17 protein-coding genes are annotated in these 15,672 nt (G+C 71.7%); 7 read left to right on the top strand and 10 right to left on the bottom strand.

From position 1 onward, the window contains the following. Positions 1 to 112 precede the first annotated feature (112 nt). Positions 113 to 457, bottom strand: a complete 345-nt coding sequence (locus tag ACIQD7_RS19760) for a MerR family transcriptional regulator (protein ID WP_402443021.1) — start codon at positions 455 to 457, stop codon at positions 113 to 115. Between the two features lie 569 nt (positions 458 to 1,026). On the opposite strand from ACIQD7_RS19760, the gene ACIQD7_RS19755 reads away from it, so the two are divergent. Then, positions 1,027 to 1,683, top strand: a complete 657-nt coding sequence (locus ACIQD7_RS19755; protein ID WP_402443020.1) for a hypothetical protein — start codon at positions 1,027 to 1,029, stop codon at positions 1,681 to 1,683. Between the two features lie 43 nt (positions 1,684 to 1,726). Here the strand turns inward: ACIQD7_RS19755 and ACIQD7_RS19750 are convergent, their stop codons facing one another. The 3 genes from ACIQD7_RS19750 to ACIQD7_RS19740 all read right to left on the bottom strand — a co-directional run bounded on the left by ACIQD7_RS19750 (position 1,727) and on the right by ACIQD7_RS19740 (position 4,965). Further along, the gene (locus ACIQD7_RS19750) at positions 1,727 to 2,065 is read right to left on the bottom strand and encodes a VOC family protein (RefSeq protein WP_402443018.1); all 339 of its coding nucleotides are present in this window, start codon (positions 2,063 to 2,065) and stop codon (positions 1,727 to 1,729) included. 25 nt (positions 2,066 to 2,090) lie between these two features. Beyond that, positions 2,091 to 4,499 (bottom strand): HAD-IC family P-type ATPase, encoded by a 2,409-nt coding sequence (locus tag ACIQD7_RS19745; RefSeq protein ID WP_402443016.1) that lies wholly within the window; start codon positions 4,497 to 4,499, stop codon positions 2,091 to 2,093. A 178-nt stretch (positions 4,500 to 4,677) separates the two neighbouring features. Next, positions 4,678 to 4,965: a DUF2530 domain-containing protein gene (locus ACIQD7_RS19740; protein ID WP_402443015.1), complete on the bottom strand. Its 288-nt coding sequence runs from the start codon at positions 4,963 to 4,965 to the stop codon at positions 4,678 to 4,680. A gap of 145 nt (positions 4,966 to 5,110) precedes the next feature. Between ACIQD7_RS19740 and ACIQD7_RS19735 the strand changes: the two genes are divergently transcribed. Then, positions 5,111 to 6,562: an NCS2 family permease gene (locus tag ACIQD7_RS19735; protein ID WP_161372799.1), complete on the top strand. Its 1,452-nt coding sequence runs from the start codon at positions 5,111 to 5,113 to the stop codon at positions 6,560 to 6,562. Here ACIQD7_RS19735 and ACIQD7_RS19730 read toward each other — a convergent pair. Then, positions 6,532 to 6,786, bottom strand: coding sequence for a hypothetical protein (locus tag ACIQD7_RS19730; RefSeq protein WP_121828227.1), 255 nt, complete (start codon positions 6,784 to 6,786; stop codon positions 6,532 to 6,534). The two genes, ACIQD7_RS19735 and ACIQD7_RS19730, sit on opposite strands and share 31 nt — an antisense overlap. A gap of 208 nt (positions 6,787 to 6,994) precedes the next feature. Here ACIQD7_RS19730 and ACIQD7_RS19725 point away from each other — a divergent pair, with 208 nt between their 5' ends. Further along, positions 6,995 to 7,438 carry a MarR family winged helix-turn-helix transcriptional regulator gene (locus ACIQD7_RS19725; protein WP_121828228.1) on the top strand — a complete coding sequence of 148 codons (444 nt, stop codon included), beginning with the start codon at positions 6,995 to 6,997 and terminating at the stop codon, positions 7,436 to 7,438. A gap of 26 nt (positions 7,439 to 7,464) precedes the next feature. Next, positions 7,465 to 8,802: an MFS transporter gene (locus tag ACIQD7_RS19720; RefSeq protein ID WP_402443013.1), complete on the top strand. Its 1,338-nt coding sequence runs from the start codon at positions 7,465 to 7,467 to the stop codon at positions 8,800 to 8,802. Positions 8,803 to 8,949: 147 nt separating this feature from the next. On the opposite strand, the gene ACIQD7_RS19715 is transcribed toward ACIQD7_RS19720, so the two are convergent. After that, positions 8,950 to 9,456, bottom strand: a complete 507-nt coding sequence (locus ACIQD7_RS19715; RefSeq protein ID WP_402443011.1) for a GNAT family N-acetyltransferase — start codon at positions 9,454 to 9,456, stop codon at positions 8,950 to 8,952. Positions 9,457 to 9,555: 99 nt separating this feature from the next. Here ACIQD7_RS19715 and thpR point away from each other — a divergent pair, with 99 nt between their 5' ends. Then, entirely contained in the window at positions 9,556 to 10,140 is a 585-nt protein-coding gene (gene thpR / locus ACIQD7_RS19710) for an RNA 2',3'-cyclic phosphodiesterase (protein ID WP_402443009.1), read from the top strand. Positions 10,141 to 10,288: 148 nt separating this feature from the next. Continuing rightward, positions 10,289 to 11,278 (top strand): aldo/keto reductase, encoded by a 990-nt coding sequence (locus ACIQD7_RS19705; protein WP_402443007.1) that lies wholly within the window; start codon positions 10,289 to 10,291, stop codon positions 11,276 to 11,278. A 15-nt stretch (positions 11,279 to 11,293) separates the two neighbouring features. Here ACIQD7_RS19705 and ACIQD7_RS19700 read toward each other — a convergent pair whose 3' ends face one another. The 3 genes from ACIQD7_RS19700 to ACIQD7_RS19690 form a co-directional block, all read right to left on the bottom strand. Next, a complete protein-coding gene (locus ACIQD7_RS19700; RefSeq protein ID WP_402443005.1) occupies positions 11,294 to 11,986 on the bottom strand; it encodes a GDSL-type esterase/lipase family protein in 693 nt (230 codons plus the stop codon). Positions 11,987 to 12,059: 73 nt separating this feature from the next. Then, positions 12,060 to 12,734 carry a class I SAM-dependent methyltransferase gene (locus tag ACIQD7_RS19695; RefSeq protein WP_402443003.1) on the bottom strand — a complete coding sequence of 225 codons (675 nt, stop codon included), beginning with the start codon at positions 12,732 to 12,734 and terminating at the stop codon, positions 12,060 to 12,062. A 154-nt stretch (positions 12,735 to 12,888) separates the two neighbouring features. Beyond that, positions 12,889 to 13,728 carry an alpha/beta fold hydrolase gene (locus tag ACIQD7_RS19690; protein WP_402443001.1) on the bottom strand — a complete coding sequence of 280 codons (840 nt, stop codon included), beginning with the start codon at positions 13,726 to 13,728 and terminating at the stop codon, positions 12,889 to 12,891. 70 nt (positions 13,729 to 13,798) lie between these two features. On the opposite strand from ACIQD7_RS19690, the gene ACIQD7_RS19685 reads away from it, so the two are divergent. Continuing rightward, a complete protein-coding gene (locus tag ACIQD7_RS19685; protein WP_402442999.1) occupies positions 13,799 to 14,803 on the top strand; it encodes a WD40 repeat domain-containing protein in 1,005 nt (334 codons plus the stop codon). Here ACIQD7_RS19685 and ACIQD7_RS19680 read toward each other — a convergent pair. After that, positions 14,790 to 15,611 (bottom strand): TetR/AcrR family transcriptional regulator, encoded by an 822-nt coding sequence (locus ACIQD7_RS19680; protein ID WP_402442998.1) that lies wholly within the window; start codon positions 15,609 to 15,611, stop codon positions 14,790 to 14,792. The genes ACIQD7_RS19685 and ACIQD7_RS19680 overlap by 14 nt on opposite strands. Positions 15,612 to 15,672: the final 61 nt, after the last annotated feature.

Below are 15,672 nucleotides of genomic sequence, written 5' to 3'. Positions count from 1 at the left end.
TGCGGGTGCGCGCGCCCGCCGCAGCCGAATTCGGCACCGCCGAGTCCTCTGTCCGGCCACGTGCGCAGAGGGCCCAGGACGCGGGGAACCCGTCGCGCGGCCGGTGCCCGGTTCACTTCGGGGGCGGTGGGTTCGGGTCGGTCGACGCGCGGCGGTAGCGGTCGTTGAGGCGCTGGGCCTCTTCGAGTTGGTCTTCGAGGACGACGATGCGGCAGGCGGCTTCGACGGGGGTGCCCTGGTCGACGAGTTCGCGGGCGCGGGCGGCGATGCGCAGTTGGTAGCGGGAGTAGCGGCGATGGCCGCCGCCGGAGCGCAGCGGGGTGATCAGGCGGTGTTCGCCCAGGGCGCGCAGGAAGGCGGGGGTGGTGCCGAGCATCTCGGCGGCCCGGCCCATGGTGTAGGCGGGGTAGTCCTCGTCGTCGAACTTGTCGGCGGGGCGGGTGCTGCGAGGGGGCATAGACCTCTTCTTCCGGGGACGCGTCGAGGGGCCCGGACGCCGTAGCGGCGTCCGGGCCCCGAGCTTTCAACACCATCTACCGGCCGACTGCGCCGGGTTTCTCGTTCCGCGGGTGCCGCCTCGTGGGCGGGGCCGCGGGGATCGCGGTTGCGTGACCGGGGACCACCTTCCAATCCGGGGCCTGCGGTACCCGGGCTGCCGTGCTCGCCCGGGCGATCCTGATGGCGTCCTGCTCCTTCTCTCTTCCGTGCACTTCACTTCGGTACCGCTCACGGCCCCTGGGGCCGCCCGGCCCGGCGGCCAGTGGAGGAACCCGTCACTTCCGGCTCCGCCGCTCCGCCGCCGTTCCGCACCTTCTCGACCTGCGTACGCGGCAGTGCGTCCCTGCCGCGTCCTTCGACTTCTGGGTTACGAGGAAAACGTTAGACCCGTCGGGAGAAGAAATCTACTCCCGCCGCGATAGATTTACTCTTTCGGGGGACAGTGACATTCTGTCCTGGCCGGAGTATGGGGGACGGCGGCGCCGCCGCCTCGCGGGCCCTGTCGGCGGTCGCCGGTAGCCTCTCGCCGTGCAGACGAACCTGATGATCTACGACGGCCCCGCGCCGGCCGATTCCGACGCCCCGCGCACCGGGGGCGTGCCGCTGGCTCCCACCGGGTTCGTCTGGCCGGTGTGCGGCTGCGGGGGGCCGCTGCAGTTCTTCGCGCACCTTCCCGTGGAGGACGACGTCCTGTCGGTGTTCCTGTGCCAGAACGATCCCGGCGCGTGCGAGTTCTGGGACGCGCGGTCCAGCGCGAACAGGGTCCACCTGTTTCCCCGGGAGGGCCTGCGGCCCGTGGCCGTACCCGAGTCCGGGCTCGCCCTGCTGCCCGTCGTCTCGGCCATCCGCGTCCACGGGGTGGCGTTCGATCCCGAGGAGGCCGACGAGGAGGACGGCGAGGAGGAGTACGAGCCCGACGCCTACGACGTCGCCCGCCAGGGGTGGGGGCGCGAGCCCGGCGAACGGTTCGGGAAGCAGCGCGAAGTGCTCGGGTCGCTCGGAGGCAGTCCCTCCTACCTGGAGGACGACCGCCTGCCCGCGTGTCCCTCCTGCGCCGGCACCATGGAGTTCGCGGCGCACCTGGAGGAGGGGATGTCCCGGGAGACCGCCATGAACCTCGGCGGGCAGCTGGGCTACGTCTTCGTCTGCCGCGCCTGCCGCGAGGGCGCCTTCCTGACGGACTGAGACCGGCCGGTCGCGTCCGCCTCGCGTTCGCCTCGCGTCCGCCTCAGAGCGGCCCGCCGCCCAGGCTGATCTCGTTGCCGTCCGCGTCCCGGTAGGTCACCTTGGTCACGGTGTCGTAGGTCTCGCGCCGTACGGGTTCGAGGCCTTGGTCGGCGAGTGCGGCGACCCGGGCGTCCAGGTCGTCGACGAAGGTCGTCAGGAGGGCGTTCCCCGCGCGCTCGCGGTCCTCGACGACGTAGGCGTAGCGGCCCTCGGCGAGCTGCCACACCGCCTCCGTGTCGTGCGGCAGGAACGACGGGCGGGCGCCGAAGAGGCGTTCGTACCAGGGGAGGGCCGCGGTGTAGTCGGTCACGGGGATGCCCGCGAAGAGTTCCGTGGTCATGTCGTCCTCCAGACGATCCGTGCGGCTACGCCGGGAACCTCCGGTCCACCCAGCGCCAGGCGACCTCCAGGAGCGCCGCGCCCGTCGCCGCGATCGCGACCGCCGCCCAGGGCATCGTCGTGCCGACCAGCTTCAGGGCGAAGAAGTCCTGGAGCCAGGGGACGACGAGGACGAGGAGGAAGGCGCCGGCCATGGTGGCGACCAGGGCGAGGCGCCACCAGGTGTAGGGGCGGGCGATGATCGCGAGGACCCAGAGGGAGACCAGGAAGAGGGTCAGGGTCGCCGCGCTGGTCTCCGCCTCCAGGGCGCCCTCGCCGCTGTAGTGGTGGCGGGCCAGGAGGTACGTGGTGAAGGTGGCCGCCCCCGCGATGATCCCGCCGGGGATCGCGTACCGCATCACCCGGCGCACGAAGTGCGGCTTCGCCCGCTCCTTGTTCGGGGCCAGGGCCAGGAAGAAGGCCGGGACGCCGATCGTCAGGGTGGACAGCAGGGTCAGGTGGCGGGGCAGGAAGGGGTACTCGACCTGGGAGCAGACCACCAGGACCGCGAGCAGCACCGAGTAGACCGTCTTCGTCAGGAACAGGGTCGCCACGCGCGTGATGTTGCCGATGACCCGGCGGCCCTCCGCCACCACCGACGGCAGCGTCGCGAACGAGTTGTTCAGGAGGACGATCTGCGCGACCGCCCGGGTCGCCTCCGAGCCCGAGCCCATCGAGACGCCGATGTCCGCGTCCTTCAGGGCCAGGACGTCGTTCACGCCGTCCCCGGTCATCGCGACCGTGTGGCCCTTCGACTGGAGCGCCGCCACCATGTCCCGCTTCTGCTGCGGGGTGACCCGGCCGAAGACCGCGTTCTCCTCCAGCACCTCCGCCATCTTCTCCCGGTCCTCCGGGAGCGTGCGGGCGTCCACCGTGTGCTCCGCCCCCGGCAGGTCCAGCTTCCCGGCCACCGCGCCGACCGAGACCGCGTTGTCGCCGGAGATGACCTTGGTGGCGACGTTCTGGTCGGCGAAGTACGCGAGGGTGTCGGACGCGTCCGGGCGCAGCCGCTGCTCCAGGACCACCAGCGCGGTCGGGCGGGCCGCCTCCGCCGCCCCGGGGGCGCCGGGCTCGCGGTCCGTACGGGCCAGGAGGAGGACCCGCAGGCCCTGCTCGTTCAGGTGGTCGGTCTCGGCGAGCGCCGGGTCCCCCTCCGCCAGGAGCACGTCCGGCGCGCCGAGCAGCCACGACGACTCCTCGCCGCCGCCCTCGTCGAACGTCGCGCCGCTGTACTTGCGGGCCGAGGAGAACGGCAGCGCCTCCGTGCAGCGCCACCCGTCCGCGTCCGGGTAGGCCTCGATGATCGCCTGGAGGGAGGCGTTCGGATGCGGGTCGGACGCGCCGAGCGCGCCGAGGACCTTGCGTACGTACGGCTCGTCGGAGCCGTTCAGCGGGCGCAGGGACGTCACGTCCATGCCGCCCTCGGTCAGCGTGCCCGTCTTGTCCAGGCAGACGACGTCCACCCGGGCCAGGCCCTCGATCGCCGGCAGCTCCTGGACGAGGCACTGCTTGCGGCCGAGGCGGACCACGCCGATCGCGAAGGCCACCGAGGTGAGGAGGACGAGGCCCTCCGGGATCATCGGGACGATGCCGCCGACGGTCCGGGCGATCGAGTCCTTGAGGTTGGTGTCCTTGACGATCAGCTGGCTGATGATCAGACCGGTCGCGGTCGGGATCATCATCCACGTCACGTACTTCAGGATCGTGGAGATGCCGCTGCGCAGCTCGGAGTGGACGAGCGTGAAGCGGGACGCCTCCTCCGCGAGCTGCGCCGCGTACGCCTCGCGGCCGACCTTCGTGGCCGTGAACGCGCCGCCGCCCGCCACCACGAACGAGCCCGACATCATCGGGTCGCCCGGCTTCTTCACCACCGGGTCCGCCTCGCCGGTGAGCAGCGACTCGTCGACCTCCAGGCTGTCGGCCTCCGCCACCACCCCGTCCACGACCACCTTGTCGCCGGGGCCCAGCTCGATCAGGTCCCCGAGGACGATCTCCGAGGTGGACAGCTCGGCGGCGGTCCCGTCGCGCCGGACCGTCGGCTTGGCCTCGCCGATGACGGCGAGCCCGTCAAGGGTCTTCTTGGCGCGCAGCTCCTGGATGATGCCGATGCCGGTGTTCGCGACGATCACGAAGCCGAAGAGGCTGTCCTGGATCGGCGCGACGAAGAGCATGATCACCCACAGGACGCCGATGATCGCGTTGAAGCGGGTGAAGACGTTCGCCCGGACGATGTCGACGGCCGAGCGGGAGCTCCGTACGGGGACGTCGTTGACCTCCCCGCGCGCGACCCGCTCCGCGACCTCGGCGGACGTGAGCCCGGCCGGGCGGTGCTCGACGGGCGGTCCGCCCCCGTCCGTTCCCCTGCTGTCGGTGTCGATCTTCGCCCGCTGCGTCATGCTCTCGACGGTACGGCCGGAATCGGGCGTTCACCTGCCGGAGAGGGGGATATGGGGGTGAGGATCGGACCCTGGGGGGACGGGGGTGGTCCCCTGGTACTACTCCGAGGGCCGTTGCCGGGGTCGTCCCCGGTGCCGGGTGGTGTGTCGGATGGTGCCGGTGGTGTGTCGGGTGGCGTTACGGAGCCGGGTGTTCCGGGGCTTCCCCCGGTGCCGCCGTCGCCGCCGCGTGTCGCTTGAGCGCCGCGTCCCGCTTCCGGACGTACCAGATGCCGATGAGGCCGAGCCCCGCTCCGGCCAGGCAGGTCCACACCCACCAGGTCAGGTCCCGGTCGTCGAACCAGCCGTAGAAGGGGACCTGCACGAGGAAGAGGACGAACCAGAGGATCGTTCCGCCGGTGATGGTGGCGACGACGGGCCCTTCCAGGGGCTCGGGTGCCTCGTGCTTCGGTGTCCACTTCGCCATGGGGGCCAGTCTAGGTGGCGCGAATTCTTGTCTACGCGCGGAGATGGACGCTCGCTCGTTCATGTGTTCATACTGAAACGGTTTGCCTGTGGCGGGTTTCCTTCGTATGAACCGCCAAAACGGACACTCTTCTACGAGGATTCCCATGAGCACCACGGCCACCGCCAAGGCCCCTTCCCCCGAGCCGTCCGGTTCCCCCGAACCGACCTCCGGACTCGACCGCTTCTTCAAGATCTCCGAGCGCGGTTCGACCGTCGCCCGCGAGGTCCGGGGCGGCTTCGCCACCTTCTTCGCGATGGCCTACATCATCGTGCTGAACCCGATCATCCTCGGCAGCGCCAAGGACATGTACGGGCACCAGCTCGACGGCGGCCAGCTCGTCACCGCCACCGTCCTCACGGCGGCGTTCACCACCCTGCTCATGGGCGTCATCGGCAACGTCCCGATCGCGCTCGCCGCCGGCCTCGGCGTCAACACGGTCGTCGCGCTCCAGCTCGCGCCCCGCATGTCCTGGCCCGACGCCATGGGCATGGTCGTCCTCGCCGGCCTCGTCGTGATGCTGCTCGTCGCGACCGGCCTGCGCGAGCGCGTCATGAGCGCCGTCCCGGCCGGGCTCCGCAAGGGCATCGCGATCGGCATCGGCCTCTTCATCATGCTGATCGGCCTCGTCGACTCGGGCTTCGTCTCCCGCATCCCCGACGCCGCGCACACCACCGTCCCGCTCCAGCTCGGCGGCGACGGGCACCTCACCGGCTGGCCGGTCCTCGTCTTCGTCCTGGGCGCGCTGCTCACCCTCGCGCTGATCGTTCGCAAGGTCCCCGGCGCCATCCTCATCTCGATCGTCGTCATGACGATCGTCGCCATGGTGATCAACGCGGTCGCCGACGTCCCGTCCTGGGGCCTGACCACCCCGGAGTGGCCCGGCAACCCGGTCGCCTCGCCCGACTTCGGCCTCTTCTGGCAGTTCAGCCTCTTCGGCGGCTTCCACAAGGTCGGCGTCCTGACCGGCGTCCTCTTCGTCTTCACCGTGCTGCTGTCCTGCTTCTTCGACGCCATGGGCACGATCCTCGGCGTCGGCGACGAGGCCAAGCTGACCGACAAGGACGGCAACTTCCCCGGCATCAACAAGGTCCTCCTCGTCGACGGCCTGGCCGTCGCCTCCGGCGGCGCGACCTCCTCCTCCGCCACCACCTGCTTCGTGGAGTCCACGGCGGGCGTCGGCGAAGGGGCCAGGACCGGCCTCGCCTCCGTGGTCACCGGCGGTCTCTTCTCCGTGGCGCTGTTCCTCACGCCGCTGGCCACCATGGTCCCGTCCCAGGCGGCCACCCCCGCGCTGCTCGCGGTCGGCTTCCTGATCATGGCCGGTTCGGTCAGGGACATCGACTGGAGCGACTTCACCATCGCGGTGCCGGCGTTCCTGGCCATGGTGATGATGCCGTTCACGTACTCGATCACGAACGGCATCGGCATCGGCTTCATCGCCTTCAGCGTGCTGCGTCTCGCGGCCGGCCGGGGCCGTGAGGTCCCGGTGGCCATGTACGTCGTGTCGGCGGTCTTCGTCTTCTACTACGCGATGCCGGCGCTCGGCCTCACATGATCCCGGGGCGGGGCGGGGGCCTGCGGCGGCTCCCCCTCCGTCCCCTCCGCACCGTAGAACTTCTCCGTCTCGTCGACGGCGGTCTTGAACCGCTCGTCGAAATCCTCGCGAATGAGCGTCCGGGCCACGTAGTCCTGGACGCTCATTCCTCTTTTCGCGGCGTGACTCCTGAGCCGGTCGAGCAGCTCACCGTCGATGCGCAGGCTGAGCACTGTCGATCCCATGCCGTCAGGGTCGGGGCAGCCGGGGCTTCTTTGCGTCACTTTCTGGATCCGACTCACTCATTTGGGTGATACATGGATGCGGAAGCGTGATCTGGGTCGGGATGTGTTGTCGCGGGTGTGTGGGGGCGGGTGGGGGCGGCGTGTGATTCGTGCGACGTCGGTGGGCTCCGGTGGTCTTTAGAGAGGGTAATGAGTTAGGCTAAAGAACATGCCTGACCTGTCCCACGGCACCGCCGACGACGTCGCGGCCGTGAACGCGCTCCGCTCCTCCGTCATGCGGCTGGGCCGACGCCTCAAGCACCAGCGCGTCGACGAATCGCTGAGCCCCACCGAGATGTCGGTGCTCGGCACCCTGGCGCTCTGCGGCTCCGCGACCCCCGGCGAGCTGGCCCGCAAGGAGCACGTCCAGCCACCCTCGATGACCCGCATCGTCGCGCTGCTCGAAGCCAAGGGACTGGTCCGGCTGGAGCCGCACCCCGACGACCGCCGGCAGAAGGTGGTCAGCCAGACCGAGCAGGCCGAGGCCATGCTCGAAGAGTCCCGCCGCAAGCGGAACGCCTGGCTGGCCGCGCTCGCCGAGGGTCTGGACGAGGACGAATGGGCCAAGCTGCGCGCGGCCGCCCCCGTCCTGGAGAAGCTCGCACACCTGTAGACCCCGAGCCGAGGAGGCGACGCACTTTGAGTACGGGACCCGGAGCAGACTCCGCACCCGTCCACAAAACCGATACCTGCACCCGTCGGGGCGGGGGGACCTTCTCCTCGCTCAAGATCCGGAACTACCGGCTGTTCTTCACCGGAGCGATCGTCTCCAACACCGGTACGTGGATGGCCCGGATCACCCAGGACTGGCTCGTCCTGAGCCTCACCGGCTCGGCCGCCGCCGTCGGCATCACGACGGCCCTCCAGTTCCTGCCGATGCTGCTCTTCGGCCTGTACGGCGGTGTCATCGCCGACCGGTACCCGAAGCGGCAGCTGCTTCTCGCCAGCCAGGCCGCGCTCGGGTTGTGTGGGGTCGCGCTTGCCGTTCTCACTCTGTCCGGGCACGTTCAGGTGTGGCATGTGTACCTGATCGCTTTTCTGTTGGGCATGGTCACCGTCGTCGACAATCCGGCGCGGCAGTCGTTCGTGTCCGAGATGGTGGGGCCTGGGCAGCTTCGTAATGCTGTTTCGCTGAACTCGGCCAACTTTCAGTCCGCTCGGCTCGTCGGGCCCGCTGTCGCCGGTGTTCTCATCGCCGGGGTCGGGAGCGGGTGGGCCTTTCTGTTGAACGGGTTGTCCTTCGTCGCGCCCGTGGTCAGCCTGTTGCTCATGCGTACCGGTGAGCTTCACAAGGTGGAGCGGGTTCCGCGGGGGAAGGGGCAGCTCCGGGAAGGGCTGCGGTATGTGGCCGGACGGCCCGATCTGGTGTGGCCGATCGTGCTGGTGGGGTTCGTCGGGACCTTCGGGTTCAACTTTCCGATCTGGCTCACCGCGTTCTCCGGTGAGGTGTTCCATGTCGGGGCCGGTACGTACGGGTTCCTCAATACGTTGATGGCCGCCGGGTCGCTCGTGGGCGCCCTCGCTGCGGCCCGGCGGGGCTCGACCCGGCTGCGGATGCTCGTGATCGCGGCGGGTGTCTTCGGTGTGCTGGAGGTCGTCGCGGCGCTGTCGCCGACGTTCTGGATGTTCGCGCTGCTGCTCGTGCCGATCGGCATGATCGGGCTCACGGTCAACGTCACCGCCAACTCCGCCGTGCAGATGGCCGCGGATCCCGCGATGCGGGGGCGGGTCATGAGCCTCTACATGATGGTATTCGCCGGGGGGACGCCGATCGGCGCTCCGCTGCTCGGGTGGGTCACCGATGCGTACGGCGCTCGGGTCGGCTTCGCTGCGGGCGGGTTGATCTCGCTCGCGGCGGCCGTTGTCGTGGGGCTCGTGCTCGCTCGGGTCGGGGGGCTCAAGGTCGCCGTGGGGTGGCGGCGGGGGCATCCGCAGGTCCGGTTCGTGGCGCGGGAGCGTTTGACGACTGCGGCGTAGTCCTCGGGGCGTGGGTGACGGGGGCGGGGCCTCCGCTGGGGAGGTGGTGTCCGGGCTGCGTCTCACCACGCTTCGCGGGTTCAAGACGCTTTTACGCCCGGACACCACCTCCCCCGCTCCGGCCCCGTCCCCTTCCGTACGTCGTCGTCAGACGCGCCGTTCCAGGATCTGGCCCTGCCAGTCGCCCACCGCGAACGTGTCCGTCCGGGTGAAGCCCTGCTTCTCGTAGTACGCGACCAGGCGGCCCTCGCTGCCCGCGAAGCAGTCCACCCGGAGGAGGGAGATCTTCTGGCGGCGGGTTTCTGTCGTCGCGTGGGCCAGGAGGGCCGCGCCTACGCGGTGGTGGTGGAAGCGGGCCTCTGTCGCCAGGAGGCGTACGTACACCTCCGGTTCGGGCGCGGGGGGTACGTGCTTGCCGGGGCGGGGGGTCAGGGTCATCGTGCCCGCCGGTACGCCGTTCGCCTCGGCTATCCACAGGTCGCCCTCGGCCATGGTCCGCTGGACCTGTTCCACCGCTGCGGGCCGTGCGGAGAACGGCTCGGTGCCCCACTGGGCGGTGATGCCCTTGCCGTTCAGCCACGCCACGGCGCTGTCGAGGATGCCGAGCACCACAGGGAGGTCCTCTGTCGTGCCTTTCCTGATGTTGATCTCCATCCGGGTGAGGTTAGTCGTATGACCTTTTGGGTGGGGGTGGGTGATCGGGGAAGCGCTTTGTTCCACCGCCGCGGGTCGTTGTCCTGCCAGACTCCTCCCATGAGGCTCTTCGCCGCCGTCCTGCCGCCCCCGGAGCGGCTGAACGAGCTCGGGCAGGTCGTGGACCGGCTGCACCGGCTCCCGGGGGCCGGCGGGGTGCGCTGGACCGCGCGGGCCGGATGGCACCTCACGCTCGCCTTCATGGGGGAGGTGGAGGACGCGGCGCTGCCCGAGCTGCGGGCGCGGCTGGAGCGGGCCGCGTCCCGCACCCCGCCGTTCTCGCTGCGGCTCCACGGGGGCGGGCACTTCGGGCGGCGGGCGCTGTGGGCCGGGGTCGCCGGGGACCTGGACGCGCTGCGGCTCCTCGCCGAGCGGTCCGACGCGGCCGCGCGGCGGGCCGGGATCGCGATGGAGGAGCACCGCCGGTACCGGGCGCACCTGACCGTCGCCCGGGGGCGGGACGACGGGATGGACCCGGGGCCGTTCCTGGAGGTGCTCGACGGGTTCGAGGGCGGTCGGTGGGAGGCGGGGGAGCTGACCCTGGTGCGGTCCCGCCTGCCGGTGGGCGGGGTGCGGGGGGAGCGGCCCCGGTACGAGCGGGTCGGGGGCTGGCCCCTGGGCGGGGGCGCGGACGGGGCGGGTTAACCTCGGAGGGTGGACCCGAAGACTCGTAACCGGATCATGGCCGGTGTGCTCGTACTGATGTTCGTGATCATCGCGGTGGCGGCGGTGGCCGGCCAGTAGGCGGGCCGCCCTTGCTTCGAGCGCACTCCAGGCAGTTGGCTGGTGTCCCATGGAGTACACGCAGCTCGGACGCACCGGACTCAAGGTCAGCCGACTCGTCCTCGGCACGATGAACTTCGGGCCTCAGACGGACGAAGCCACCAGCCACGCCATCATGGACACGGCGCTGGACGCGGGGCTCAACTTCTTCGACACCGCCAATGTGTACGGGTGGGGTGAGAACAAGGGGCGGACCGAGGAGATCGTCGGCTCCTGGTTCGCCAAGGGCGACGGCCGCCGCGACCGCACCGTCATCGCCACCAAGGTGTACGGGAACATGGGGGCCGACGGCGAGGCCTGGCCCAACCACGACAAGCTCTCCGCCCTCAACATCCGGCGGGCCGTCGAGGGCAGCCTCAAGCGGCTCGGTACCGACTACATCGACCTCTACCAGTTCCACCACGTCGACCGCGCCACTCCCTTCGAGGAGATCTGGCAGGCCGTCGACGTCCTCATTCAGCAGGGGAAGATCCTTTACGCGGGGTCGTCCAACTTCCCCGGGTACAAGATCGCCCAGGCCAACGAGATCGCCGCGCGCAGGGGCGCGGTCGGGCTCGTCAGCGAGCAGTGCCTCTACAACCTCTTCGAGCGGCGCGCCGAGATGGAGGTGATCCCGGCCGCGCAGGAGTACGGGCTCGGGGTCATCCCCTGGTCGCCGCTGCACGGCGGTCTGCTCGGCGGGGTCCTGAAGAAGGAGGCCGAGGGCAAGCGGCGCACGGAGGGGCGCGCGGCGGCCACGCTCGCCGACCCGGCGTCCCGGGCGCGGCTCCAGGCCTACGAGGACCTGCTCGACAAGCACGGCCTGGAGCCGGGCGAGGTCGGCCTCGCCTGGCTGCTCACCCGGCCCGGCGTGACGGGGCCGATCGTCGGCCCCCGCACCCCGGAGCAGCTGGCCGGCGCCCTGCGGGCCCTGGAGGTCGAGCTGGGAGAGGAGCTCCTCGCCGGGCTCGACGAGATCTTCCCCGGCCCGGGTCCCTCTCCGGAGGCCTTCGCCTGGTGACGCTCCCGGCGTCCGTCAGGGCCGGGCGGCGTACCGGCCGCCCAGGTCCCACGCCTGGTGCATCGCGTCGGCGAAGGCCGCGGCCAGTTTGTGTTCGCCGGTGGGGCCCGGGTGGGTGCCGTCGTAGGTGTCGGAGGGGAGGGCGTACGACTCCGGGACCGTCGCCAGGAGCAGCGGCGAGGCCGGGGTGTCCAGGTCGGCGACGGCCTTCGCGAGGAGCTCGTTGAAGCGGGCGCACTCGGCGGCGAAGGGGGCGTCGTACGTGGCGCGGACGTTCGGGATGACCGGCAGGAGGACCGCCCGGACGCGCGGGTTCGCGGCGCGGGCGGCTCCGACGAAGGCCCGGACGTTCTCGTCGGTCTGGTCGCTGTTGGTGTAGAAGCCCAGGTCGATCAGGCCGAGGGAGACGAGGAGCACGTCCGCCCCGGCCGCCGCGACGGTCTCCCCGATGACGGGCGCCATGTGCAGCCAGCCCTCGCCCCAGCCCGCCAGGTGACGGCGGGCGGGGGCGGGGAAGTCCGGCGCCGCGTACGCCTCGCCGTCGTGCGGCCCGTCCGGGGCCTCCGGGTCGTACAGGCCCGTGCGCGGGCCGACGATCTCGTACCCGCCCGGGAGGGTGGCCTCCAGGTGCTGCCACATCCGGTAGCGCCAGGTCCAGTCGCCGGCGCGTCCGATGGTCATGCTGTCGCCGACGAACAGAAAACGCATGGTCATATCATCGCGGACCGTTTCCCCGGGCTTGCTGTGATCCGGAGCACCTTCGGCGGCGCCGGTGCGCGCGTCAGCGCAGGCGGCGGGCCCGCAGGACGACGTCGTGGGTGTGGTGGGCGCCCGCGCCGCCCTCGGGCACCACGCGGGGCCGCTCCTCGTCCACCTCGATCCGCCAGTCGTCGCCGAGGAGCGCGGCGACCATCGACGGCCAGACGTAGTCGGCGGGGTCGAAGGCGTCGTCCTGCCGCTCGGCGTGGTGCTCGTCCATGCCCGCGTGGTGGACGAGCAGGAGGATGCCGCCGGGCGCGACGGCGTCGAGCAGGGCGCGCTCGGCCGCCGAGTCCGGCGTGCGGAGCAGCGCCGGGTACTGCGCGGAGACCAGGTCGAAGGACCCGGGCGGGAGCGCCGCCTCGGCCAGTCCGGCGTGCACCCAGCGGACGTCGGCGCCGGCGTCCCGCGCGTGGGCGGCGGCCCGGGCGAGGGCTACCCCGGAGACCTCCAGGGCGGTGACGTCCCAGCCGGAGCGGGCGAGCCAGATGGCGTCCGCGCCCTCGCCGCAGCCGACGTCGAGCGCGCGTCCGGGGGAGAGGTCGGCGACCTCGGCGACGAGCGCCCCGTTGGGCTGCCCGCTCCAGAGCTGGTGGCGCTCGGAGTAGCGGTTGTCCCACTCGTCGCGCACGGCGGGGTCGCCGACGTAGCCGTCGACGGAGGAGGTGGGGGCTTCTGCTGCGGTGTCGTCTGCCATGGCCCCACCGTCGTGCAGCGCCTGCGCGGCGGGCCAGTTCTGTTGCGGAAACGGCAAAGGTGCGGAGGCGGAGCCCGTACGGTCCCGAGGCGGGGCCCGGGGGCTCTCGGGTGGTGAGGCAGCGGGGCTCTCGGGTGGTGAGGCAGCGGGGCCCTCAGGCGGTGAGGAAGGTGTTCACCGTCGTGGCGAAGTCCTCCGGGGCGTCGTGCCACGGGAAGTGGCCCGCGCCGGGGAAGAGGACCGATTCCGCCTTCGGGAACAGGGCCGCGTACGCGGCGGCCGTCGGCGGCGGGGTGTTCACGTCCCCCTCGCCGGCCACGACCAGGACGGGGCGGTCGAACGCCGCGAGCGCCGCGCGCGTGGCGGGCGGGTCGTAGGCGCCCTCGTTCGTGAGGGCCCCTGCCTCGTCGTTCCGCCGCCGCCGGTTCTCGGCGTGCCGCTCCCGCGAGGCCCCGTCCCAGGTGCCGTGGAGGAACGGCGAGACCGCCTCGAACGACTCCGCCGTGCCCCGCCCCGCCGTGACCTCCTCCAGGGCCGCGTACGCCGGGCCGAACCACGGCTCCCCGCTCCGCAGCCGCACCGCCGCGAGCCGCTCCTCCGGGGGCGTGTCGATGCCCACCGCGCCCGTGCCGGGGGTGACGAGCACCAGACGGTTCACGCGCCCGGGGTGCCGGGAGACGTAGAGCGCGGCCAGGTTCGCGCCCGCCGAGTGCCCGAGCACGTCGACGGCGTCGAGGCCGAGGTGCGCCCGCAGCGCCTCCACGTCCGCCACCTGCCGGTCGCAGCGGTACGAGGCCGGGTCATCCGGCGTCGCGGACGCGCCCGTGCCCCGGGGGTCGAGCAGGATCAGGCGGCGGTGGGCCGCGAGACCGCCGAGGTCGCCCAGGTAGGCGGAGTCCAGCATCGGGCCGCCGGGGAGGCAGAGCAGCGGGGTCCCGGAACCGGACGCGTGGTAGGCGAGTTCCGTGCCGTCGGGAGCGAGGAAGGTAGGCATGGACGCGACCCTGACAGCGGCCCCGATCATGGTCAACCGGGTTCCCGCCGCCCGTGGCAGGCTTGGGGACATGCGATCTGCTCTGTGCGCCCTCGGCGCGGCGGCGGCCCTGGTGCTGCTCCCGGCCGCTCACGCCCGTGCCGAAGGGCAGGAGCCCGACCGGGACTTCGCGCTCCGGGACGCCCGGATCACCGAGTCCAGCGGCCTCGCCGCCAGCCGCGCCCACCCGGGGATCTACTGGACGCACAACGACCAGGACGCGCCCCTGATCTACGGCGTCGACTCCCGTACGGGGGAGACGGTCGCGACCCTGACCATGAAGGGGGTCGGCACCCCCCGGGACATGGAGGCGATCTCCGTCGGCCCCGACGGGGACATCTACGTCGGCGACATCGGCGACAACCTCGACGGCTCCTGGGACCACGTCTGGATCTACCGCTTCCCCGAGCCGAAGGTCCTGAAGGACCAGCAGGTGGCGGCGGAGCAGTACGTCGTGAAGTACGCCGACGGGCCGCGCGACGCCGAGGCCCTGATGGTCCATCCGAAGACCGGCCGGGTGTACATCGCGAGCAAGAAGCAGGACGGCGGCGGTCTGTACGCCGGGCCCGAGCGGCTCTCGTCGTCGGGGACGAACGTCTTCCGGCGCGTGGGCGAGGTGCCGTGGGTGACCGACGGCGCGTTCTCGCCGGACGGCGGCCGGCTCGTCCTGCGGGGCTACTTCACCGCTCAGGAGTACGTCTGGAAGGACGGGCGGATCGAGGGGGAGGGGACGGCCGTGGGGGCTCCCTTCCAGGGGCAGGCGGAGTCGGTGACGTACACGGCGGACGGGTCGGCCCTCATGTTCGGCTCGGAGGGCAAGAACAGCCGCGTCCTGCGGGTGGAGCCGCCGTCGGGCGGCGGCGGCCGGGAGACGGAGACCCCGGGCGCCCCGGCCTCCCCCGGTGCCTCCGCGTCGCCGTCCGCGTCCGCCGCCCCGGGCCCCGGCGAGCAGGGGAACGTGACCGTCGGCTTCCTCGTCCTCGCCGGTGCCACGCTCCTCGTGGTGGCGGGGAAGCGGCTGGTCAGGCGCCGCTGACGCCCTTCTTCCCGCCGGCCCCCTTCTCCCCGCCGGCCCTCTTCTCCCCGCCGGCCCTCATCTCCTCGCCGATCCCCTTCTGCTTCCCGCTGTCCACCAGGGCCTCGAAGCCGTCCAGGAGCCGTTCGAGGCCGAAGGCGAAGTGGTCGGTCTCGCGGGAGAAGGTGTCGTCCGCGAGCGCCGCCATCAGCGGGTAGTCGCCCGAGAGCATCGCCCGCTCCAGATAGGGCCGCTGCGCGTCCCAGAACGCGTCGTCGCTGATCCCGGTCTCCCGCGCGGCCTCGGAGGCCTGGAGCTCCATGCGGGCGGTGCCCGCCGCGTACCCCTGCACGGTGATGATCACCGAGATGGTCTCGGGGTCGCTCAGACCCATGCCGTGCGGCCCCTTGAGCCCTGCGAGGCACAGCTCCAGACCGCGCAGGGCGCTCGGGCCGAGGACGGAGCGGGCCTGGTTGACCCGGAGCAGCCAGGGGTGGGCCCGGTAGAGGCCGAGGGTGGTGCGGGCGAGGGCCGTGACGGTGTCCCGCCAGTGGGTGGGGGGCGGGGGGTCGGCGGGCAGGGCCTCGCCCTGGACCCGGTCGAGCATCAGATCGAGCAGCTCGGCCTTGCCGGGGACGTACCGGTAGAGCGACATCGTGCCCACGCCCAGCTCGCCCGCCACCCGTCGCATCGAGACGGCGTCGAGCCCCTCCGCGTCGGCGAGGGCGACCGCCGCCGTGACGATCCGGTCGACGGTGAGGCCGGGTTTGGGGCCGCGGCTGGGGCGGTCGCCCGTGCCCCAGAGGAGGTCGAGGCTGCTCTTGGTCATGCGGCCACTTTAAAACGTTGGTGATTTGAAACTGGGTACGGTGTACTCGCAATGGAGTACG

The sequence above is a fragment of the Streptomyces sp. NPDC093071 genome (genome assembly GCF_044754545.1).
In the GTDB taxonomy this organism is placed as follows: domain Bacteria; phylum Actinomycetota; class Actinomycetes; order Streptomycetales; family Streptomycetaceae; genus Streptomyces.
This window is presented reverse-complemented; position numbering and strand designations above follow the sequence as displayed.

What these genes read in the sequence shown, in the direction of transcription:
- ACIQD7_RS19760 (WP_402443021.1), bottom strand. Translation starts at nt 457, where the DNA reads ATGCCCCCTCGCAGCACCCGCCCCGCCGACAAGTTCGACGACGAGGAC.
- ACIQD7_RS19730 (WP_121828227.1), bottom strand. Translation starts at nt 6,786, where the DNA reads ATGGGATCGACAGTGCTCAGCCTGCGCATCGACGGTGAGCTGCTCGAC.
- ACIQD7_RS19700 (WP_402443005.1), bottom strand. Translation starts at nt 11,986, where the DNA reads ATGCGTTTTCTGTTCGTCGGCGACAGCATGACCATCGGACGCGCCGGC.
- ACIQD7_RS19745 (WP_402443016.1), bottom strand. Translation starts at nt 4,499, where the DNA reads ATGACGCAGCGGGCGAAGATCGACACCGACAGCAGGGGAACGGACGGG.
- ACIQD7_RS19690 (WP_402443001.1), bottom strand. Translation starts at nt 13,728, where the DNA reads ATGCCTACCTTCCTCGCTCCCGACGGCACGGAACTCGCCTACCACGCG.
- thpR (WP_402443009.1), top strand. Translation starts at nt 9,556, where the DNA reads ATGAGGCTCTTCGCCGCCGTCCTGCCGCCCCCGGAGCGGCTGAACGAG.
- ACIQD7_RS19740 (WP_402443015.1), bottom strand. Translation starts at nt 4,965, where the DNA reads ATGGCGAAGTGGACACCGAAGCACGAGGCACCCGAGCCCCTGGAAGGG.
- ACIQD7_RS19715 (WP_402443011.1), bottom strand. Translation starts at nt 9,456, where the DNA reads ATGGAGATCAACATCAGGAAAGGCACGACAGAGGACCTCCCTGTGGTG.
- ACIQD7_RS19695 (WP_402443003.1), bottom strand. Translation starts at nt 12,734, where the DNA reads ATGGCAGACGACACCGCAGCAGAAGCCCCCACCTCCTCCGTCGACGGC.
- ACIQD7_RS19685 (WP_402442999.1), top strand. Translation starts at nt 13,799, where the DNA reads ATGCGATCTGCTCTGTGCGCCCTCGGCGCGGCGGCGGCCCTGGTGCTG.
- ACIQD7_RS19735 (WP_161372799.1), top strand. Translation starts at nt 5,111, where the DNA reads ATGAGCACCACGGCCACCGCCAAGGCCCCTTCCCCCGAGCCGTCCGGT.
- ACIQD7_RS19725 (WP_121828228.1), top strand. Translation starts at nt 6,995, where the DNA reads ATGCCTGACCTGTCCCACGGCACCGCCGACGACGTCGCGGCCGTGAAC.
- ACIQD7_RS19705 (WP_402443007.1), top strand. Translation starts at nt 10,289, where the DNA reads ATGGAGTACACGCAGCTCGGACGCACCGGACTCAAGGTCAGCCGACTC.
- ACIQD7_RS19750 (WP_402443018.1), bottom strand. Translation starts at nt 2,065, where the DNA reads ATGACCACGGAACTCTTCGCGGGCATCCCCGTGACCGACTACACCGCG.
- ACIQD7_RS19680 (WP_402442998.1), bottom strand. Translation starts at nt 15,611, where the DNA reads ATGACCAAGAGCAGCCTCGACCTCCTCTGGGGCACGGGCGACCGCCCC.